General features: G+C 43.5%; 24 protein-coding genes. 2 read left to right on the top strand and 22 right to left on the bottom strand.

The window, feature by feature from the left end; translation table 11 throughout:
- Positions 1 to 159: 159 nt before the first annotated feature.
- From ACTHRG_RS20585 to metG, 11 genes are all read right to left on the bottom strand, one after another.
- Positions 160 to 534: a RidA family protein gene (locus ACTHRG_RS20585; RefSeq protein ID WP_440231879.1), complete on the bottom strand. Its 375-nt coding sequence runs from the start codon at positions 532 to 534 to the stop codon at positions 160 to 162.
- Between the two features lie 24 nt (positions 535 to 558).
- The gene (gene purR, locus ACTHRG_RS20580) at positions 559 to 1,377 is read right to left on the bottom strand and encodes a pur operon repressor (protein ID WP_076262377.1); all 819 of its coding nucleotides are present in this window, start codon (positions 1,375 to 1,377) and stop codon (positions 559 to 561) included.
- A 59-nt stretch (positions 1,378 to 1,436) separates the two neighbouring features.
- A complete protein-coding gene (gene ispE / locus ACTHRG_RS20575) occupies positions 1,437 to 2,306 on the bottom strand; it encodes a 4-(cytidine 5'-diphospho)-2-C-methyl-D-erythritol kinase (RefSeq protein WP_076262375.1) in 870 nt (289 codons plus the stop codon).
- Between the two features lie 318 nt (positions 2,307 to 2,624).
- Positions 2,625 to 2,798 carry a small, acid-soluble spore protein, alpha/beta type gene (locus ACTHRG_RS20570; protein WP_026041722.1) on the bottom strand — a complete coding sequence of 58 codons (174 nt, stop codon included), beginning with the start codon at positions 2,796 to 2,798 and terminating at the stop codon, positions 2,625 to 2,627.
- A gap of 121 nt (positions 2,799 to 2,919) precedes the next feature.
- Positions 2,920 to 3,183 carry a biofilm formation stimulator Veg gene (gene veg / locus ACTHRG_RS20565; protein ID WP_009336667.1) on the bottom strand — a complete coding sequence of 88 codons (264 nt, stop codon included), beginning with the start codon at positions 3,181 to 3,183 and terminating at the stop codon, positions 2,920 to 2,922.
- Between the two features lie 309 nt (positions 3,184 to 3,492).
- A complete protein-coding gene (yabG, locus tag ACTHRG_RS20560; protein WP_076262373.1) occupies positions 3,493 to 4,377 on the bottom strand; it encodes a sporulation peptidase YabG in 885 nt (294 codons plus the stop codon).
- A gap of 390 nt (positions 4,378 to 4,767) precedes the next feature.
- On the bottom strand, positions 4,768 to 5,646 hold the full coding sequence (gene rsmA, locus ACTHRG_RS20555; protein ID WP_076262371.1) for a 16S rRNA (adenine(1518)-N(6)/adenine(1519)-N(6))-dimethyltransferase RsmA: 879 nt from the start codon (positions 5,644 to 5,646) through the stop codon (positions 4,768 to 4,770).
- Positions 5,639 to 6,199 carry a ribonuclease M5 gene (rnmV, locus tag ACTHRG_RS20550; RefSeq protein WP_076262435.1) on the bottom strand — a complete coding sequence of 187 codons (561 nt, stop codon included), beginning with the start codon at positions 6,197 to 6,199 and terminating at the stop codon, positions 5,639 to 5,641. The genes rsmA and rnmV overlap by 8 nt, the downstream gene beginning before the upstream one ends.
- A gap of 550 nt (positions 6,200 to 6,749) precedes the next feature.
- The gene (locus ACTHRG_RS20545) at positions 6,750 to 7,943 is read right to left on the bottom strand and encodes a G5 and 3D domain-containing protein (RefSeq protein ID WP_076262433.1); all 1,194 of its coding nucleotides are present in this window, start codon (positions 7,941 to 7,943) and stop codon (positions 6,750 to 6,752) included.
- 634 nt (positions 7,944 to 8,577) lie between these two features.
- Positions 8,578 to 9,345, bottom strand: coding sequence for a TatD family hydrolase (locus ACTHRG_RS20540; RefSeq protein ID WP_076262369.1), 768 nt, complete (start codon positions 9,343 to 9,345; stop codon positions 8,578 to 8,580).
- A gap of 212 nt (positions 9,346 to 9,557) precedes the next feature.
- Positions 9,558 to 11,525 (bottom strand): methionine--tRNA ligase, encoded by a 1,968-nt coding sequence (gene metG, locus ACTHRG_RS20535; protein WP_076262367.1) that lies wholly within the window; start codon positions 11,523 to 11,525, stop codon positions 9,558 to 9,560.
- Positions 11,526 to 12,135: 610 nt separating this feature from the next.
- Here metG and ACTHRG_RS20530 point away from each other — a divergent pair.
- Positions 12,136 to 12,420 carry an AbrB/MazE/SpoVT family DNA-binding domain-containing protein gene (locus tag ACTHRG_RS20530; protein ID WP_048009776.1) on the top strand — a complete coding sequence of 95 codons (285 nt, stop codon included), beginning with the start codon at positions 12,136 to 12,138 and terminating at the stop codon, positions 12,418 to 12,420.
- 38 nt (positions 12,421 to 12,458) lie between these two features.
- Here the strand turns inward: ACTHRG_RS20530 and rsmI are convergent, their stop codons facing one another.
- The 10 genes from rsmI to ACTHRG_RS20480 form a co-directional block, all read right to left on the bottom strand.
- Positions 12,459 to 13,337, bottom strand: a complete 879-nt coding sequence (gene rsmI / locus ACTHRG_RS20525; RefSeq protein ID WP_076262365.1) for a 16S rRNA (cytidine(1402)-2'-O)-methyltransferase — start codon at positions 13,335 to 13,337, stop codon at positions 12,459 to 12,461.
- Positions 13,315 to 13,599 (bottom strand): GIY-YIG nuclease family protein, encoded by a 285-nt coding sequence (locus ACTHRG_RS20520; protein WP_076262363.1) that lies wholly within the window; start codon positions 13,597 to 13,599, stop codon positions 13,315 to 13,317. Before ACTHRG_RS20520 ends, rsmI begins: the two co-directional genes overlap by 23 nt.
- Positions 13,589 to 14,329 carry a tRNA1(Val) (adenine(37)-N6)-methyltransferase gene (locus tag ACTHRG_RS20515; RefSeq protein WP_076262361.1) on the bottom strand — a complete coding sequence of 247 codons (741 nt, stop codon included), beginning with the start codon at positions 14,327 to 14,329 and terminating at the stop codon, positions 13,589 to 13,591. Before ACTHRG_RS20515 ends, ACTHRG_RS20520 begins: the two co-directional genes overlap by 11 nt.
- A gap of 363 nt (positions 14,330 to 14,692) precedes the next feature.
- Complete coding sequence (gene yabA / locus ACTHRG_RS20510) at positions 14,693 to 15,067, bottom strand: DNA replication initiation control protein YabA (protein WP_076262358.1); 375 nt, start codon at positions 15,065 to 15,067, stop codon at positions 14,693 to 14,695.
- A 12-nt stretch (positions 15,068 to 15,079) separates the two neighbouring features.
- Positions 15,080 to 15,907 (bottom strand): PSP1 domain-containing protein, encoded by an 828-nt coding sequence (locus ACTHRG_RS20505; RefSeq protein WP_076262356.1) that lies wholly within the window; start codon positions 15,905 to 15,907, stop codon positions 15,080 to 15,082.
- A complete protein-coding gene (holB, locus tag ACTHRG_RS20500) occupies positions 15,900 to 16,907 on the bottom strand; it encodes a DNA polymerase III subunit delta' (protein WP_440231878.1) in 1,008 nt (335 codons plus the stop codon). The genes ACTHRG_RS20505 and holB overlap by 8 nt, the downstream gene beginning before the upstream one ends.
- A 13-nt stretch (positions 16,908 to 16,920) precedes the next feature.
- A complete protein-coding gene (locus tag ACTHRG_RS20495; RefSeq protein ID WP_076262351.1) occupies positions 16,921 to 17,361 on the bottom strand; it encodes a YaaR family protein in 441 nt (146 codons plus the stop codon).
- 42 nt (positions 17,362 to 17,403) lie between these two features.
- Positions 17,404 to 17,733 carry a cyclic-di-AMP receptor gene (locus ACTHRG_RS20490; RefSeq protein WP_009336682.1) on the bottom strand — a complete coding sequence of 110 codons (330 nt, stop codon included), beginning with the start codon at positions 17,731 to 17,733 and terminating at the stop codon, positions 17,404 to 17,406.
- Positions 17,734 to 17,886: 153 nt separating this feature from the next.
- Positions 17,887 to 18,513, bottom strand: coding sequence for a dTMP kinase (gene tmk / locus ACTHRG_RS20485; protein ID WP_076262349.1), 627 nt, complete (start codon positions 18,511 to 18,513; stop codon positions 17,887 to 17,889).
- Positions 18,514 to 18,533: 20 nt separating this feature from the next.
- On the bottom strand, positions 18,534 to 19,970 hold the full coding sequence (locus tag ACTHRG_RS20480; RefSeq protein WP_076262347.1) for an aminotransferase class I/II-fold pyridoxal phosphate-dependent enzyme: 1,437 nt from the start codon (positions 19,968 to 19,970) through the stop codon (positions 18,534 to 18,536).
- A gap of 258 nt (positions 19,971 to 20,228) precedes the next feature.
- Between ACTHRG_RS20480 and ACTHRG_RS20475 the strand changes: the two genes are divergently transcribed.
- Complete coding sequence (locus ACTHRG_RS20475; protein WP_076262345.1) at positions 20,229 to 20,432, top strand: sigma factor G inhibitor Gin; 204 nt, start codon at positions 20,229 to 20,231, stop codon at positions 20,430 to 20,432.
- A gap of 26 nt (positions 20,433 to 20,458) precedes the next feature.
- Here the strand turns inward: ACTHRG_RS20475 and ACTHRG_RS20470 are convergent.
- A partial coding sequence (locus ACTHRG_RS20470) for a hypothetical protein (RefSeq protein WP_440231877.1) occupies positions 20,459 to 20,653 on the bottom strand: 195 nt, incomplete at its 5' end.

Genomic DNA, 20,653 nt, shown 5'->3' with positions numbered 1-20,653 from the left:
ACCACCTTTTCGAGAAGATATAATCCTAATTGTATAAATTCAACATATTTCCTGAATCTCCTTCTTTAATTAAAAATATTTTTTGAATATTTTGTTCAAAGATTTTTCCAAATAAAAAACGCCCGTTACATGAACGAGCGAGTGAGCTGCGGTTATTATTTATTTTACAAGGGCTACTACTTCAATTTCCACCAGGGCATCCTTCGGCAGGCGTGCCACTTCCACACAGGAGCGTGCAGGCTTATGGGTGCTGAAGTATTCTCCATACACTTCATTGATGGCTGAAAATTCGTTCATGTCCTTGATAAATACTGTTGCTTTTACCACGGTATTTAATGACGCGCCAGCTTCTTCAAGCACAGCCTGGAGGTTTTTAAATACCTGATGCGTCTGTTCTTTTACATCCCCATCCACCATAACGCCTTCTGCTGTAAGCGGAATTTGGCCTGAGCTGTAGAATAGGTTATTTACGGTGATCCCCTGAGAATAGGGTCCAATTGCTGCCGGTGCCTGATTCGTTTGAATGACTTTCATGAATTCTCCCCCTAAAAAATATGATTATTTTTTAAAATAGTTGCCTTCACTTACATTGATTTTCTTTTCCCTCACATCAACATCAGATAGACGCACAAGAGAAAGGTACTCATCAACCAGCCGTTCTTCTGCTTTTTCCGCCTCGACCAGGACAGCAATGCCCGCCAGATTTGCTTTGAATTCTTCCAGCATACTGACCATGCCATTAACCGTTCCGCCGGCTTTCATAAAATCGTCAATGATCAAGACATTGGATCCCTCTGCCAGGCTTCTTTTCGAAAGAACCATGGTTTGAATCCTTTTAGCCGAGCCTGACACATAGTTAATGCTTACCGTAGATCCTTCTGTCACCTTGCTGTCACGTCTTACGATGACAACGGGCACATTGAGATAATTTGCGGCAGCATAAGCAAGCGGAATCCCCTTTGTAGCTACTGTCATAACCACATCAACGGGCTTATCCGCAAAGGCTGAGGCAAAAAGCCTGCCTGCACGCTGAACAATTAAAGGATCTCCGAGAATGTCAGTCATATAAAGGTAGCCCCCGGGAAGAAGCCTTTCGGGGCTTGCAATTAAGCTGCAAAGCTCGTCCATAAATGGCCGGGCTTCATCATCGGTTACTTTAACATGGAACTTGACGCCGCCTGCTGCTCCGGAAACAGTCTGCAGCGTGCCTATTCCTCTTTGCTCGAATGTTTCTTTGATGATGGCGAGATCTTCACTGATCGAAGACTTGGCAGAACCATACCTTTCTGAAAAGAAAGTTAAGGATACCAGCTGACGCGGATGGTTCAATAAATAATTGGTCATATCTATCAACCGTTCGCTTCTGCGAAATTTCATTGTGGAACCCCCATTTAAATCCGAATATTTTAACGATAATATACCACTAATATACGGATTTAATCAAGCTTATGTCTTTCTCCAAGCATTCTGACCGCAAAAACCTGGTCGCAAAAACCTCTAAGGCCATTATAAATCCGATGCATTCTTGAGTCATGATGCACAAGCCCAAACACGGTTGGTCCGCTGCCGCTCATCAGGACAGCATCCGCACCAAATCGTTTCATCTGGTCTTTTATTTGCAGGACCTCGGGGTGCATATTCAGTGTGACATCCTCGAGAACATTCCCCATGTTCCGGCATACGTCATCATAGCTGCCGGAATTGATCGCTTCGATCATTCCTTCTGTATTTGGATGCTGCACCTGCTCTACATCGAGTCTCCTGTATACATCCGCTGTCGATACGCCGATGAATGGCTTAGCAAGTATGACCCAGCAGGTTGGAGGAGCAGGAAGCTCCTGAATTCTCTCTCCTCTTCCTGTTGCTAATGCAGTGCCTCCGTATACGCAAAAAGAAACATCAGAACCGATTTCCGTCCCTATTTCAGCAAGTTCATCCAATGAAAGCCCCAGACCCCACAGCTTGTTAAGACCTCTGAGGGCCGCTGCTGCGTCACTGCTGCCGCCGGCAAGGCCAGCCGCAACCGGAATCATTTTTTCTATTGTAATGGACACACCTTTTTTTACTTGAAACCGTTCTTTAAGAAGGTGCGCAGCCTGGTATGCCAGATTCCGCTGATCATCCGGAACAAAACGGTTATGAGAGATAATCCTGATCTCATCTTTATCTAAAAGTGTTAATTCCAGGCGGTCTGCTAAATCAATTGTTGTCATTATCATTTCCACTTCATGATAGCCATCTTCCCGTTTATGTAAAACATCCAATGACAAATTGATTTTAGCAGGCGCCTTAACCATGACCTTCAACATTTCCACCTACTTCTTTCCTTTGAATCGGACTCCTGTCCAGCTCCACAAGCGAAGTGCTTTGCCCTGCCGGTTCGTTTCGAAGGGAAAGCCATACCTTCATTCAGTATTGACTTTATTTTACTTGGCAATAAGCGGCGGCTTAAAGCTTTTCTCATAGAGCGTCTCCATTTTTTGTCCTATTTTACCACAAAATAAACATAAAAGCTCAGGTGTCTTGGAATATAGAGGTTATCGCTATTAGAAAGAAGAAATGCCGAGGCATAAGCCTCGGCAGACGCAGTGCATATTAATGCTTAAACATATTCTGTGCGAATGCTATTTGTTAAGAAGGTTCTGCTGTGCGATTTCGATGGCCCGCTTAACCATATTGCCGGCATCTTTCGCACGGATGCCGCCCCAGCCTTCCTTTTGGACCACATCATAAAAGCCGAGCTCTTTCGCAATTTCTTCTTTTAACCCATCTGACATAACGCCGCGTCTTCTGCCCAACATTAACATCCCCTTTCGCACTGCGGTATGTATAGTATGTGAAAGGGTCCTGCTATTTTATGAAAAAGGGCAAACAAAAAGCAGTAAACAAATTGTTCACCGCCCGCTGTCATATATATTATTAGCTTAAAGCAACCTGTCCTGATGTATCTTCATAGAATGTAATTTGAACCGTTTCTGTTAAAACATCCGCATAGCTGTAAGATACCCGTTCAAATGCATTTTCATCCTGATCTAACTCAATCACAAATACTGAAGGATACGTTTCGGCCAGAACTCCTGAGCGTTCAATGGTCTTTCTGCGCCCGCCATTTGCTTTTAGCAGGAGCCTTTTCCCAAGATTTGAATCAAGAGCTTTTTTAATATCTGATAATGTTTTTGCCATTCGGTCCACCTCACTATGTTAAGTATATCACACTGACACAATACTGTCAAACAAAAATATAAATTATAACAGTGTTTAAATTTAAATGTCAATATGTTTTGTTCTACTTTTTCTTCTAATTTTCAACAATTTTAGGATTGCCTTAATTGGAAAAGATTATGTATCGGTTTTAGAAAGCTTATAAGCTTGCCGTTCATTACCTGGGAAATAGACGAATGACCCCTCGCGAAATTTCTCGAAAAATGCTAAATATCCTATTACAAACAAACATAAAAAAACAAGCCGTAAATAATAAAAACGGCCCGCTCATTAAGATTCATTTAATTCTTCGTCATTGTATGGCATTCCTGTTCTCAGTACTCCCCGGGTTTCGATTCCTCCAAGTCCCTTTTCACCTGTCAGTGTATTTCTTAAGATATCCCATAAATTGATTCTTTCCATAAATGGTGTAAGGCTGACCTTCGCCACAATGTATACAGGGTCAAGGGCATGAATATTCACTCTGGAAGGAGAACTGGCAAAGTTGGCTCCAGCATGGATCAGTGATTCGAAATGTGACTGGCATGCTCCGGCAAAAATGACAAGCTGATCAAGATGCGGTACTTTCTTGCGCGCTTCCCTTACCGCCTGCACAAATTCCCTGGAGTGCCTGTAAGCATTGATATCAGATTTTTTCCCCTTTGCCTTTGAATACGCATCATGACCTGTTACAACGAGGATATCCGGCCTGTAATGATCGATGAGCTGTCCGATTTTCATCGGCATTTCCTTTTCACTGCAATGGATCCCTGTTACGGGTATGCCTATTTTTTCATACACACTCAAGCATTTTTTTAAATAAGAAGGATCACCATCCAGATGAAGCACCCTGCCTGGTATCTGAAAATAGTTAAGCGTCTTGCTGTAGCCGTCTGTCACTTCATACTCCTGCTTCTCCCTCAAGAGAGCCACATCCTGCCTGAATAGCTGGAAGGACTGTTCCTCAAGTGACCTGAACTCCTGTTCAAACTTCATCCGCTGCGCCTGGTTGATGACGATTAAATCCTCACAGGGAGCATCCGCAACAAGACGGATATCCTCTCCGAATAATATGGCAATTTTCTTGCCGCCCTGTTCTTTAATATCAATCACGCGGAATAAAATATCACAATGGTACGAAATTCTTCCGACGATATCCATCGTATTTATAGTCAATGTCGTCACTCCAATTTCCCGAGGGTAAACACGGTCTGCATCTAAGCTCTTGTTTGTGATTTATTATTTATGTCATAAATTATGCATTTGACTATGAACATGTGCGTAGAAAAGGGCGGTTGGGAAGATAGGCATTTGGGCGAAAAAAAGCCCGCTGTATAGTCAGCAGGCTTGGTCTTTTATGAAGGCTCTTTTTCAAGGACTATTTTTTGGTTTATGAATTCAGCCGGTTGATTTCCGCTCCAGGCACGCAGCGAACCCACGGGGAGGAATACGAGCCTCCTCGGCTTCGCCTGCGGGGTCTCACACTTCCCTCTCTTCCCGCAGGAGTCAAGTGCCCTCCGCTCCAATCAACTCAAAGACTAATTTAATTATCTGCCCAATACAGCCTTATGAAAAATGGGGCAGCAGGGCATCACTCAATCGGGCAAATTCTTCGATGGATAAAGTTTCTCCTCTTCTGCCCGGCTCGACATTCGCTTGTTCGAGAGCGGAGAGGATTTTTTCCTTCTTCTGTTTTCCTTCAGGCAGCTGGCTTGTTAAGTTATTCAGAAGCGTCTTGCGCCTCTGAGCAAAGCTTGCTTTTGTCACCTGGAAAAAGAAGGGCTCACTTTTCACCGCCACTGCAGGCTCTTTGCGCTTTGTCAGTTTAATGACGGCTGAATCCACATTCGGCTGCGGCACAAAGACCGTCTTCGGTACGATCATGGCCGTTTCAGCCTCTGTATAGTACTGGACAGCAATGGAAAGGGAGCCGTACTCTTTCGTGCCTGGGCGGGCCGAAATTCTATCTGCCACTTCTTTCTGCAGCATACAGACGATACCCCTGATTGGAAGCTGGTTCTCCAGCAGCTTCATGATGATCGGGGTTGTTACATAGTACGGAAGGTTGGCGACAACCATAATATCGTCAATGCCTTCAAACTCCCGTTCTATCGCTGTCTTTACATCTGCTTTTAATACGTCCTCATTGATGATGGATACATGGGGATACGGCGATAGAGTTTCCTCTAAAATGGGAAGCAGCCGCTGGTCAATTTCAAAAGCCAGCACCTTTTTGCTTCTCCGGGCCAGCTGTTCGGTCAGTGCCCCAATTCCCGGGCCGATTTCGATGGCGCCCGACTCTTCCGTTAAATCAGCATGATCGACAATTCTCCGAAGAATGTTCGTATCGATCAAAAAGTTCTGTCCCAGGCTTTTCTTAAAAGAAAAGCCGTATTTATCCAAAATCGCCTTTGTTCTGGCTGGCGTTGCAATATCTTTATGCATTTTGTTCCTCCTTGCGAATAGCTTCGATTGCCTCAGCAAAATCCTTTTGGCTAATTTGAAACATCATTAAGCGCTTATGAAGCTGCTTGCCGTTTGTGTAGCCGATTTTAAGAAGTCTGCCAAGCTTTTCTCTTCTTTCCTTGGCACCTTCCCCGCCAATCAGGCCTGCAGTGACCAGGTCTTCCTGGGTAATGGCTTCTTCATAGGTCTCCTGCATAACCTGTGCGTCCTTTAATGCCTGGCGGATCATTTCTGGCGATGCATGCTCAACACCCACTCCTCTGCCATGCTTGTGGAGGGCATCCGCTTTTTCTATAAAGGCATGCTTGCATCCCGGAACTTCATTGGTGATTGTATTTCGGATCTTTTGTCCGGGAAAGTCCGGATCTGTGAACACGATGACCCCTCTGGTCTTCTGGGCAAGCTTTATTTTTTCAATCGTGACCCCATTAATGGCAGATCCATTTGTTTCAATTGTATCGGCATCCAGCGCCCTCTTGATCGCTGCTGTATCATCCTTGCCTTCTACAACAATAATTTCCTTGATTTTCATGGTTCCTCCTAAGAAAAGCGCAAGCGCCTTGCCCACGAATGAACGCAGACTAAGAACGCCACCTCCTGTGGCAACGTCTGCATGACCCCCATCCTGGGGGCCTCAAGCAAAAGACGAGCCTCCCGGAAAGGCGTTCTTTGCCTTTTTGGGAGGATTGCCCGAAAGGTGGAGGCGACTGCCCAGGGACGACAGGCATAAAAGGGTTCCTGTAAGAAGGCGTTTTTCCTTCTGAAAGGAAACGGCTTATGACCCCGAGTCCCTAGGAGCCGAAACAAGACAAGCTTGTGACCTCGAGGAGGCAGGCTGCTTGCGCTAGACAATTATCAATGTTCAAAATTAAAGACTTCGCATTCCGTAAAAAAATATAAAAAAATTGAAAAAAACTTGAAACATTTCTGTAATGTAATTCGTCTAAATAGATGTAAGAAGAATATATTTATAAAGAATAGTTCTTATTATATATGAACCAGCTTGAAAATGAAAAATGTTATCCATTAACCTTCTCTGCAATGAAATAAAAAATGCAGGGGAAGCCCCTGCATCATAAAATTTAATTCAGTATTTTAATTTTTACCGTTTTTCTTCCCCACTTGTATGCTTCTGATTTGGAGGAGAAGAATACATCAATTTTGTTTCCTTTAATCGCGCCGCCTGTATCAGCTGCAATGGCATAGCCATAGCCTTCCACATAGACCTTCGTTCCAAGGGGAATGACACTTGGATCAACCGCTATGACCTTAGCACCCGGATTGGCACGCAGGTCCAAACCGGTAGCCGTTTTGCCTGAGCATCCGCTGCAATTAGCCGTATAGGCAGTTGACGATACATAAATTTCTTTACCGCTTGCCTTGCTGCTTGTTCCGCGGGAAACGACTTGTGTTGCTGCAGCCACCTTTGTTCCGACAGCAACGACTTTATCCTGCTTTTCCTTCACTTGCTTTTCACTGATCAGCTTTCTGGAAATTTCTTTGCCATTCTCCAGGACGACTTCAAACTCTTTCGTCTTAAGGCCTTTTTTTCCAGCATTCATCACTTTTTCAGTGCCTTTAGTCAAGCTGTTATCCTTCTTTGTCACAACTGCGAAATTAATTGGTTCTTCCACTACATCGGTGACTTTTTCAACTCGAATGACTTTTATTTTGTCATTGGCTTTGACTGTCTCTTCCAACTTTGGTTCAACGCGGTCTAAATCATTGATCTTGATTCCCTGCTGTGATAAAAAGTCAGCGACCGTAGTCGAAGTTGACCAAACCTGCTTCTCTTTGCCGCCATTATTAAGCGTTAAAGCGAATGCTTTCTCTACTTGAATTTCCAGGTTGTTTTTAACTGTATCCTCTGGCTTTGGCTGAACCTTATCATGTTCAGTCAGCGTAATATTCTGTTCTTTTAAAACGTCCCCGACTGTCTTTGCAGCCGTCCAAATCGTTTTCTTCTCGTTATCTGTTACAACTTTCACCTGTTTAGCCGGTTCATAGACAATTTCTGTATTGTCCTTAACCTCTGTGTTTACCGAGGGAAACACATAATCTTCTGAGCGGAGTGAAATATCTAGATCATCGAATATATCTTGAATCGTTGCTGCATGCGTTTTGATGACTTTCTCTTGGCCGTCTATCGTCAGTGCTACTGTTTTCTTTGTCGTTTCATATGCAATGAAACCGCAGGCAGCAGCAAAAACTACTAAACTAGCAGAAAAAATGGCCAATTTCTTTTTACTCAAAGACTTGGATAACAGGTTTTTCATGTTTTGAATCACGATGAAAAACGCCTCCTTTTCTCTCGGAGTGATTATATAGAGTATCTTGCCGACTGTCAACTCTTTCAATTTTCCAGCTTCCGAAAGGCTGGAAGAATGCAGGCATTGGGCTTTTTTGCCTGTATTCTTAGAACTGCACTCTATCTCTATGTATGAATGATAGTCCCCTTCTATGCATGCCTTCTTGCAAATGCCTGTTTTCAGTCATGCTTGCCTTGGATTAATACTTTTCCACATCCATGTGAAAAATCCTTCTTTTTTTGAATTAGGAATTTTTCACGGATCTGGAAATTCTATATATTCTGCTGACCAGGCGCTCAGCAATCGGGAGCGATTTTCAAAAATCCACTCAAGACTTCAGGCTTCCGGCCCTCCATCTGTCACAATCCCCGATCAGCAGTAAACGCCCTCCGCTCGGCCAGCAGGGGTGCAAAATAGCACCTTTTTTCTAGTAATTGGCAAACACTTCCGTAAACGTATTTCCTATTATGCAAAAAAACCGGATGAAAGGAAAGAGAGACTTATCGACATGGTTATCCTATGAGAAGAAGGAGACATGTAGAACTTTTTAGAATCAGAAAAGATTTGGACAAGCTCCTACAGGCTTCGACAAAATGAGCTATCAGTTTATGCCGAATAATTTTTTTGCATTTTCTGTGGTTGCCTGTGCAACTTCTTCTGTTGAAAGTCCTTTTATTTCTGCAATCTGCTCTGCCACCAATTTGACATAGCTGGGTTCATTCCGTTTTCCTCTGTGCGGATGAGGGGTCAGATAGGGGCAGTCTGTTTCAATCAACAGCTTTTCAAGCGGAATAACATCTGCTACTTCCTTTGGTTTTTTTGCGTTTTTGAAGGTCACTGGACCGCCAAGGGAAATGTAGAAGTTCATATCCACACATTCTTGGGCAATTTCCGGGCTGCCGCTGAAGCAATGCATGATTCCGCCCACTTCTCCCGCTCCTTCTTCCTTGAGGATTTCGACTATATCGGCTGTAGCATCACGGTTATGGATGACGATGGGAAGCTTCACTTTTTTCGCCAGACGGATCTGCTTTCGGAAGACTTCCTGCTGAATATCCTTCGGAGACTTGTCCCAATAATAATCCAGGCCCATTTCTCCCAGTGCCACCACTTTTGGATGGCTGGAAAGCTCTTCAATCCATAGCAAATCTTCCTCTGTCATATCAATGGCATCAACCGGATGCCATCCCACACTGGCATAAATGAAATCGTATTTTTCAGTCAGCTCCATCGCTTTTTCAATGGTTGGACGGTCAAACCCGACGACCACAATGTTGGAAATTCCTTCACTAAGGGCCCGGTCGATTACCTCTTGTAAATCTTCGTTATATTGTTCGGCATTAAGATGTGCGTGTGTGTCGAAAAACATCAAAAAACTCCTTTTCCTTCATATTATTTTTCTATTACTATTATGTCAGTGATGTAACAAAATGACTTTACTGTCAAAATGGTTCCAATTAGATAAACCAACTATAAATACTTTACAAGAATAATTTTTTCCAAAAATAAAAAACATAGAAATGCTTACGGTATACGCTTAACACTTCTATGTTTTTATGATTAACAGGAAAATAAATAATATTATTTTACCCTTGCACCTAGTGGAAGAGATTCAGCAATTGTGGCAAGTGAAAGTTCGCCGTCTTTTCCTCCTGCTAAAATCATTCCTTCTGAAAGCTCGCCGCGAAGTTTAACAGGCTTTAAATTGGTTACACAGATGACTTTTCTGCCGACCAGTTCTTCCGGCTTATAGAATTTAGCAATTCCGGAAACGACCTGGCGCTTTTCATAGCCAAGATCCAGCTGTAATTTCAGGAGCTTATCAGCTTTTTTCACCGGTTCTGCCTCGATGACCTGGGCCACTCTTAAATCGACCTTCATAAAGTCATCAATTGAGATTTCCTCGCTATCCGGCTTTTCCTCTGCTTTTGCTTCAGGCTTTGCTTCTTCTTTAGGAGCAGAAGATCCCTGCATTTTTGTTTTAATGAACTCAACTTCTTCCGTAATATCCAGGCGAGGGAAAATCGGTTCTCCCTTTAATACCTTTGTGCCTTCAGGAATCAGGCCGAATGTCTCAAGGCTTTCCCAGGATGTTAATGCTTCTTCATTTACATTAAGCTGCGTGAAGATTTCCTTCGGCGTACGTGTCAGGAATGGCTGCAGAAGCACCGCGGTTCTGCGCAGGGATTCCGCCAGATGAACCATCACACTTGCAAGCTCTTCCCTTTTCTCTTCCTCTTTGGCCAGAGTCCAGGGCTGTGTTTCATCTATATATTTATTCGTTCTGCTGACAAGCTGCCACACAGCAGATAAGGCAACAGAGAACTCCATTTTTTCCATAGCTTCCTCGTATTTAGAAACCGTCTCACGGTTCATTTGCAGCAGCTGCTGGTCGAACTCACCTTCTGAACCTGTATATGCCGGAATAACACCGTCAAAGTATTTATTCACCATGGCGATCGTACGATTTAATAGGTTGCCTAAATCGTTGGCAAGATCAAAGTTGATTCTTTCCACAAAACCTTCCGGTGTAAATACACCGTCTGCGCCGAATGGCACTTCGCGAAGCAGGTAATAGCGCAGTGCATCCAGGCCATAACGGTCAATAAGGGTAACAGGGTCCACTACATTTCCCTTTGATTTGGACATTTTGCCGTCCTTCATCAAAAGCCAGCCATGGGCAAATACCTTTTTCGGCAGTGGCACATCCAAAGCCATCAGCATGATTGGCCAGTAAATCGTATGGAAGCGCACAATTTCTTTTCCAACCAGGTGAACATCTGCAGGCCAGTAGTTCAGATACTTGGAATCATCATCGGTTCCATAGCCAAGTGCGGTAATGTAGTTGGATAGTGCATCAATCCATACATACACCACATGCTTTGGATTATTTGGCACCTTTACTCCCCAGTCAAAAGTTGTTCTGGATACTGCCAAATCCTCAAGGCCCGGTTTAATGAAGTTATTGATCATTTCATTTTTGCGTGATTCAGGCTGTATGAAAGATGGATTTTCTTCATAATATTGCAGAAGTCTGTCAGCGTATTTACTTACCTTAAAGAAATAAGATTCTTCCTTCACTTTATGAACGGGACGTCCGCAGTCAGGGCAGTTGCCGTCCGCAAGCTGGCGTTCTGTGTAATAAGACTCGCAAGGCGTACAATACCAGCCTTCATATTCGCCAAGATAGATATCACCCTGTTCTACAAGCTGGGCGAAGATTTTTTCAACGATCTGCTTATGTCTGTCCTGTGTCGTACGGATAAAGTCATCATAGGAAATATCAAGCTTTTTCCAGAGATCCTGGATGCCGGAAACAATTTCATCTACGTACTGCTGAGGTGTTACCCCTTTTTCTTCTGCCTTCTCCTGGATCTTCTGTCCATGTTCATCCGTTCCTGTCAGGTACATAACGTCAAAGCCGCGCATGCGCTTGTAGCGCGCCATCGCATCACCGGCCACCGTTGTATAGGCATGCCCTATATGTAAATTTCCACTAGGATAATAAATTGGAGTGGTTAAATAAAACGTCTTTAATTTGTCCTCCACAAGATTCCCTCCCTTATTTTATGAAAACATCGATGCATACTTATATGCAGCTATGCTTTTGGCTGTCTAATACTAAAAAATCCCGCCCCATTTGGACGAGAGTATTAATGAGAAAATCGTGCCGTTATTGGGCCTGCTATATCAATATTTTACAAGAAGTTATATTCGTCAGCATAACCTCTTATACCATCAAAATATACCTAAAAACTTGAAATTGTGCAACCAATAGGCAGAAAGGAACGGCAGGATTTTTCTCTAATAAAAAATTTTTTATTTTCTATCCCTAAAAAAGGAAACTGCCTTTCGAATATTATTATAGTAATAGCATGGGTTTTTGTAGAATTTTGTCGAAATGTCGAAAGGAGTCATATATTTAATTTTTGGAAGCTTCTTTCCATATCCCTATTTAAAATGGCTTTTATTTCGTAAATCTCAGTTATACCAACACTTCATTGAGTTTCCTAAAATTTTCTACCCCCTACCAAAATAAAGTAATTGACGTATATGGGAATGGCTGGTATTATAAATGTAACAAAGATTTTGTCGAATAATGACGAAACGATATAGATAGAGAAAAATATTATTGGAGATTTGAGAGGAGACTTTTATTATGAAATCTACAGGTATTGTTCGTAAAGTTGATGAGCTTGGCCGCGTAGTAATCCCTATTGAACTAAGACGCACACTTGGAATCGCGGAAAAGGATGCGTTGGAAATCTACGTAGATGACGAAAGAATCATCCTTAAAAAGTACAAGCCAAACATGACTTGCCACGTTACAGGGGAAGTATCTGATGATAATATCTCACTGGCTAACGGCAAACTAATCTTAAGCCGTGACGGTGCAGAGCAGCTGTTAAAAGAAATTCAAAACACTTTTGAAACCGTAAAATAATAAAGAACAAAGCTTCTCACACAAGTGAGAAGCTTTTTTTATTCTTCGATATGATAAGCATGGTAAACATCCCGCTTATTTATTCCCCGATCTTTTGCGGTTTGCTTGATGGCTTCCTTGCTCGCGAGTCCAGTTTCTTCTATATAATGGCTGACGTGATCTTCAATCGAAAGATTCTCCCACCAGGAAGCTTCTGCATCCTGCACAGTCTCGGAAGTCCCTTCAATAATAATTACAAATTCTCCTCTCACTTCGCCGGTTGAAGCCCATTCTATCACTTCTCCTACAGTTCCCCGGATAAATTCTTCATATCTCTTCGTCAGTTCACGGCATAACGCAATATTCCTGTTACCCATGATGTCCGACATCAGTGAGAGGGTTTCCTTCAGGCGATGGGGAGCTTCATATAAGATGATGGTTGCCGATAGCCTGGAGAGATCCTCGAGCTCCTGTTTCTTGAGTTTCTTCTGCCTGTTCAGAAACCCATAGAAATAAAAAGGCTGGGTGTTGATGCCGGAAGCAATCAGGCCGGTTAAAGCAGCATTCGCACCGGGAAGGGGCACCACTGTCAGTTTTTCTTCAGCAGCCGCTGTTACAAGGTCATAGCCCGGGTCTGAAATCGCAGGCATCCCTGCATCACTGACAAGGGCAATTTTTGCGCCATTTGCCACTTTTTCAAGCAGCTTCTGTCCGCTGATTTCCTTATTATGTTCATGATAGCTGATGATGGGGGTGGCAATCTCAAAATGATTGCATAGCTTCTTTGTATTGCGCGTATCCTCTGCTGCAATAAAGTCCGCTTCCTTCAGTATTCTAACCGCCCTGAAGCTCATGTCTTCCAGATTGCCGATCGGAGTCGGGACTAAATACAGAATTCCTTTTGTTTCTTCATGTTCAAAGCTTTTTTGCTGCCACATATGTACCACCCGTCTCTTTCATTAAAAACTCGTCCTTCTTCTTCCGGGACCATTGCTTGAATTCATATTCCGCTCTCATCGCTTCCCCTTTTTCCGGGTAAGAACGGGAGAAGACCAGCTCAACCGGTCCTCTTCCTCTGGTATACTTTGCCCCTTTTCCTTCATTATGGGCCCTCACCCGTTTTTCAAGATCATTGGTGTAGCCTGCATATAAGCTGCCATCACGGCAATGGAGAACGTAAAAAAAATGGCTATTCTCCATATAAAATCTCTCTCATTTCGGGTGTGTATTCATTTTCTTCATTATATACAAATAAAGGAGGCAGGATTTTCAGGTCTGGATTGCCGTTTTTGACTGCCTCAATCAGCAGGGTGTTTGCTTCTTTTCCGGCCTTGGGATAGACAAATTGCACCCTTTTCGGCTCCAGCTTATACTTGCGCATGAGCGTGACAATATCCAGGAACCTGCCCGGCCTGTGCACAAATGCCACCTTGCCTCCCTGTTTCGCAAGCCCGCTTGACGCTTTCACCGCATCCTCGAGTGTACACAGAATTTCATGGCGGGCAATCGCCAAATGCTCATTCTCATTGATTTCATCCTTTGAAGGAGTAGGAAAGTAAGGCGGATTGCAGGTGACAACATCAAATTTTCCATAACCTAATTCCTGATGGATCTCTTTAATATCTCCGTGAATCATCTTAATCCGGTCTTGAAGCTTATTGTATTCAATGCTTCTGACCGCCATATCATGCAGACGCTCCTGAATTTCGACGCCTGTAATGGCACCCTTGGTTCTTGTGCTTAAAAAAAGCGGAATCACGCCATTTCCGCTGCACAAATCAACGAGATTGCCTTTTTGAATCGGCACATACACAAACCGGGCCAGCAGGACAGCATCCAGTGAAAAAGAAAAAACGGCCGGGCTTTGGATGATCCTCATATCTTCAGCCAGCAAATAGTCCAGCCGCTCCCCTTCTTTTAAAAAATCCATTCTTGATCCTCCATGCTTCTCTGATTCTTTGCTTTTATGGAAAGGCTCTTTTCGTATAAATCGTTGTTTATCGCTAACAATATTGTCCGTTGATTTCCGCTCCAGGCTGCTCGCTTTCCGCAGGGCGTGCGGTGAGCCTCCTCGACGCTGCGCGTCTGCGGGGTCTCACCTGTCCCGCTACTCCCGCAGGACGTTGAATAAACTTCCCCGAAAAAACATCGCACGAAGAAAATGCGATAGCATTTTCGAGGATCTCGCACCTTCCGCTCCAATCAACTCTATAAATAATAAAAAAAAAGCAACAAACCCTGCGAAAACAGCCTATGGAAAAATAGCCTTCCTATCATCAGGAAGGCTAAAAGTTTACTTCTTATTCAGGAAAGACAGGCAAAACAGACAGTCTCCCTCTTTACGCGGGCTGCCGAAATGGAGATTGCAAATGTGAAAGCCTTCCTGATAGAGGCGGGCCAGGTTATCATAGCCTTCGCCAATATCAATCACCTTATCATCATCTGCAGCATCGGCCGACTGCTCTGATTTGCCTTTTTTCGCCGATGTGCTTTCCTTTTCTGCAGGTATGTCTAAATGACGTCGTAAATGTTCATTTTCCAGCTTCAAAGAGTTATTCTCTTCAAGTATTTCTGCCAAATGCTGCTTTAACTCACCAAGCTGCTGATATAACTCTCCAATTTGGGTTTCCATATTACTCACTGAGTCAAAGATTTCTTTTTTATCCACGACTTCCACCTCTTAATCTGTGGACTGAACTGATACAGCACCTTGTTTTAAAATTTCATCCAGTGTATATTCGAGGACGCGCTCGGCTTCTTTCACATCAACCTGCAGCACACGCTCCAATATATTTAAGCCTACCACTTTTCCGGCTCCATCCGGGGTTTGAATCCATTCCCCAAGGTCCGGAAGCATTTCTTTTGCTGCTTCATACTCATCATTTTCATATTTCAGGCAGCACATTAAGCGGCCGCATAAACCCGATATTTTCGTTGGATTCAGCGATAGATTCTGGTCCTTTGCCATCTTAATGGATACAGGGTCAAAGTCACCCAGGAAAGTGGAACAGCAAAGCATTCTTCCGCATGGGCCAATTCCGCCCAGCATTTTTGCTTCATCCCTCACACCTATCTGGCGAAGTTCAATCCTTGTCCGGAAGATGGCTGCGAGATCTTTGACAAGCTCGCGGAAGTCAACCCGGCCATCAGCCGTAAAGTAGAAGATGACCTTATTTCGGTCAAATGTATATTCAACATCCACCAGCTTCATATCAAGCTGATGTGTTTGTACCTTTTCACAGCATACCTCGTATGCTTCCTTGGCGGCCTGCTTGTTCTCCTCGACAATCATGCGATCCTTTTGATCTGCAATACGAAGAACCTTTTTTAATGGAAGGACAACATCATTCTCATCGACCTGCTTCGGGGCGATTACCACTTTTCCGTATTCAACGCCTCGGACAGTTTCGACAATGACAAAGTCATCCTTTTGTATTGAGAGATCTCCGGGATCAAAATAATAAATCTTGCCCGCTTTTTTAAAGCGCACTCCTACTACATCATACAAAGGAAGATCCCTCCTGCAATTTTAGCACAAGCTGTTCCATCAACAGCTGCGGATTCATATTTGCCTGCAATTTTCTTTTGGCTTCCAAAACAGCCGTCATCTGTTCCGTCAGGCGTTTGGTGGAAGATTGCAGCGCAAACTGCTCTAAACGTTTTCGTTCGTTCAGATGGACAACCTGGTCTTGTTTCCCAAGCTGAATATATAGTAAATCTTTAAAAATAAGAAGTAATAGATCCAAGCCGCGATCAATCTGCTCTTTTTCTTTAAAGTGCAAGAACCAATCCTCCTGAAGGGCAACCATTGCCTCAAGGGGATTCTTCTTTACCACTTCATATAATTTTAACACTATTTTTTGTGCTTGTACAAACCAATCATCTGAACTATATTGTAAAGCTTCATCCAAATTATTGGTAATTTGTGCAAGTAATGGTGCCTGGGCAGGATCCACTCCATTATTTTTTAATTGCTGAATCATTTCAGCAGGAGATAATGGTTTAAAAGAAATGGACTGACAGCGGGATAGAATAGTAGGAAGCATCTGCTGCGACTGCTCGGTAATCAGCACAGCGGTCGTCTCTGAATGGGGTTCCTCCAGAAATTTAAGCAGACTGTTGGCAGCGTTCACTGTCATTTTGTCAGCATGAACAATCACATACAGTTTCCGCCTGGATTCTACCCCGGTCTTTGAAAACTCTTCCTGCAGGCTTTGAATCTGATTTTTTTTGATAGAAAGCCCGTCCGGCTCCAGAATATGAACATCCGGATGATTTCCGCTGTTTATCCTTTTGCAGTTTGAACATGTTTCACATGGAACATACCCTTCAATCGGCTCATGGCAGAATCGGCTTTTCGCCAAAAGCATGCTTGCCTCCCGCTTTCCTGTTCCTTTCATCCCTTCAAATAAGTAGGCGTGGGCCAGCCGATTCTTCACTATGCTATTTTTAAACATTTTTAATACAACTGGCTGTACGGCCTCCAGCTGTTCCCACGTTTTTTCCACAAGTATCACTCACTTACATATATAAATTTATTAGGAGTCCCTTAATCTCTCCGACTTTACCTAATATATCAATAGAAGATTCTTCTTTTTTCATTAATTCATCTGTCAGCTCTGAAAGCTTTTCATCAACCTTTTCCACCACTTTCAGAGACCGGCCCTGTCCATGCTGGTTCCAGCTGTGCGATTGCCTCAGCTCCATTCCAAAATCAACCGCTTCCTTCACAAATCGTTTCACAAGCGTTTTATATTTGGCCAGGTCCTTAAAGGTTCTGGAGCGGGCCAGCCGTTCTCCTGCGGCATCTATATCCTTTAACAGACCCTGAAGCTGGGAAGCCTGCATTTTCTGGTCCTGCTTCTGCACCATTTCAGAAAATTTAACGCCGTTCATTGCTGCCTGCTTCTGCTCATTGCGGACATTTTCCATCTTGAGCCGAAGTTCCTGATTAATTTTCATACCTGATCCTCCGCAAAGGGCTCAAAGCTCCCTCTGTAATGATTAAAAATGATGGAACTGCTCGACTGGCAGAACAAACACTGTCGCACCGCCAACCTCAACTTCAACAGGGTATGGCACATAAGAATCTGCGTTGCCGCCCATCGGCGATACCGGTGCAACCAGCTGGTCTCTTGCTCTGCAATTTTCCTTAATAATCTGCAGGGCTCTCTCCACACGGATATCCTCTGTCCCGATCATGAACGTTGTATTGCCTGATTTCAAGAATCCGCCCGTGCTGGCCAATTTTGTCGCACGAAAGTTATTGTCAACCAGCGCATTCATTAGCTTATTGCTGTCCTGATCCTGAATGACTGCCAGAATTAATTTCATAAGCCCATCCCCTTTACAAAGTTTTCATCCGTTTTGTCTTACTTTTATTATATCAATTATTTTATCTTCAAGCAGAAATTAAGGGAATACAGGAAAAATAATTTTATAGCCTGTAAAAAAACCTTAAAGATATCCCATCTTTAAGGCGAGTTTTTATATTCGTTCTTTCAGCTTGCTCTCCGCCTGCTGATACACTTCCTCCAATGGCTTTGAAGCATCAATCTTAAAGATGCGCTCCGGGTAAAGCTCCATTAGCTTCAGGTAGCCCTCCCGCACTTTATGGTGAAAGTCGAGCTTTTCCAGGTCCAGGCGGTTCACTTCCCGTCCTTTATGCTGATTGATTCTTTCCAATCCGGCCGCAGGATCAATATCAAAATACAGTGTCAGTTCAGGCATCATGCCTTCAATGGCAAAGCTGTTGATAGAGTAGACCTCCTCAATGCCAAGTCCTCTTGCATATCCCTGATAGGCAAGAGAGCTATCAATAAACCGGTCACATAAAATGATATATCCCTCATCCAATGCCGGCTTTACTTTCTCGGCCAGGTGCTGCCTTCTGGCTGCCGCATACAGCAGAGCCTCTGTTCTCGGGTCCATCTTTGTATTCTTTTTATCAAGTATGACACTTCGGATTTGCTCAGCAATCTCAATTCCGCCAGGCTCTCTTGTCTGAAGCACCTGATAGCCTTCCTTTGCCAGATTGCTTGCCAGCATATCAATAATTGTTGTCTTTCCGGCACCCTCAGGTCCTTCGACCGTAATAAACTTCCCATTTTTCATTTTACTTCCTCCAGCTGCTGTTATAGATCCTTATATATGTGGATGCTGCCTTTTTTAATATTGTCTCCATTTTGAAACCGTGCTCCGGCCTGAATTTGAAATCTGATGTTTGCGATATCTTCAGCCTCAATGATTTCACCCGGGTATAAGAGCGGAATGCCTGGCGGATAAGGAATTACCTGCTGAGCGCATATTTTGCCGGCCGCCTCTTCCAGTGCCACCATTTTAATGGTGTGCTGACTCTGTTCCTTTTGCTCAAGGGCAAGGCCGGAAACAGGCTTTTTACTGAAAGTGATTCTTTCCTGGCGGTCTGCCGGTCCGAATGAGGTCAATTCCTCTTTCAAACATTCAATCACCCGGTCAAATGGATAATCCATATCGTTCTTCAAAAGTGGCAAAACAAACAGGACATTATAGGGATCCGCCATTTCCGTAAAGATCCCGTGTTTCTCCAGTAGAGTCTGCAGGTTAAATCCGCTGAGTGAGGTTTCCGACTGGATGGTTACCTTTAAAGGGTCACCGCTGTGATGTTGGAATGGCAGTACCTTAATGCCTTTAATACCGTTAAGACTCTTCCTGAAATACCTAATCTTTTCAAGCAGTGCTTCCTCATCCTTTTTCGAAAATGAAGCTAAATAAGCCCTTGCCAAATCAAGAGAAGCCATAATCGGATAGGATGGGCTGCTTGATTGGAGTATCCCCAGATAGTTGGACACCTTCTCTTCCTTTATAAAACGACTGTTAAAATGCAGATAAGCACCCATTGTCATAGCAGGCAGCGTTTTATGTGCCGATTGTACAGTAAGATCTGCCTGAAGCTGAACGGCCGAAGCGGGAAAATCGCTCCCGCCTATTAAATGCGCTCCATGTGCCTCATCCACCAGCACTGGAATACCATAATCGTGAGCGCACTGAATAATACTTTCAAGGTCGTATACCATTCCATAATAATTCGGATAGGTTAAGATGATTGCTTTTGCATCCGGATATTGCCTGATTGCCTCTTTAACCGTTTCTAAAGTCACTCCCCCGGCGACGCCCCACTCTTCATTAAACTCAGGCGCTAAAAAGACAGGCTTCGCCTTAGCCAAAGTAATGCCATTCAGGATGGACTTATGGCAGTTCCGCTGGACCAATACAGTCTCACCTTCCTCTGCGGCTGACAGGACCATGGCAAGATTCCCAGCAGTCGATCCGTTCACAAGGAAAAAGCTTTTTGAAACTTCGTACAGGCCGGCAAGCAGCTCTTGTGCCTCCAGGATGACTCCCTCAGGAGAATGCAAATCATCCAGTCCGCTGAGCTCCGTAGCATCCAGCTTTAAAATATGTTTAAAATAATCTGCTCCCTCACAGCCTGCAAGAAACCCGTTCTTATGGCCAGGCACATGAAAGGATAACGGCTGGTGTGAAGCATGTATTTGTAATTGGTTCCATAATGGAGTGTTTTTCTGATTCATATGTTCATCACTTTCCTATGATTCTTCTCCTATTTTAACAAAACAAGTATGTAACTGCTACATATGGCAGATATCTGCGCCAGTCCCTGAAGCATCTGGCAAAATATTAAAAGAAATCCTTTATAGACATACACCCAAATTAGATTTCCATCATACAATATTAATCAAGTAACCTCAGAAAAACCCGCCAGCGAAAATTCAAAAAATTGTATACAATACTGTTAATCTGGGCAGACTAAGGGTATGGAGGTGGAGTGATTGGGTTCGCTATTAGCAAAGAAACAGGCAGGGGAAGAATGTGTCATATGCGAGCAGGAAAAAACCAGGGGAATACATCTATACACTTCTTTTATCTGCACAGATTGTGAAAATGATTTACTCACCACGGATACAAGTCATCCAAAATATAATTATTACTTAAAGAAGCTGCGGAAAATAACAATGCCGGAGATATTTTCTTGAAATGTAAGCCCTTTGATAGGGGCTTTTTATTTTTTTGCTGATAGGGCAGCTGGGATGTCGCGGAATTTCAGGTTTGCTGGGAATTTATTTGGGCACGTGCATGGGATTGGCGGTATATCTAACAGATTTTGGAGTTTATCTAGCATGTTTTGGGTTTTATCTAACAGGTTTATGAATTTATCTAACAGGATTTTTGATTTATCTAGCAAGTTTTGGAGTTT

Source organism: Cytobacillus sp. SAFR-174 (assembly GCF_051964675.1).
GTDB lineage: Bacteria > Bacillota > Bacilli > Bacillales > Cytobacillaceae > Cytobacillus.
The sequence above is the reverse complement of the archived record's forward strand: the minus strand, read 5'-3'. Positions and strand labels throughout refer to the sequence as shown.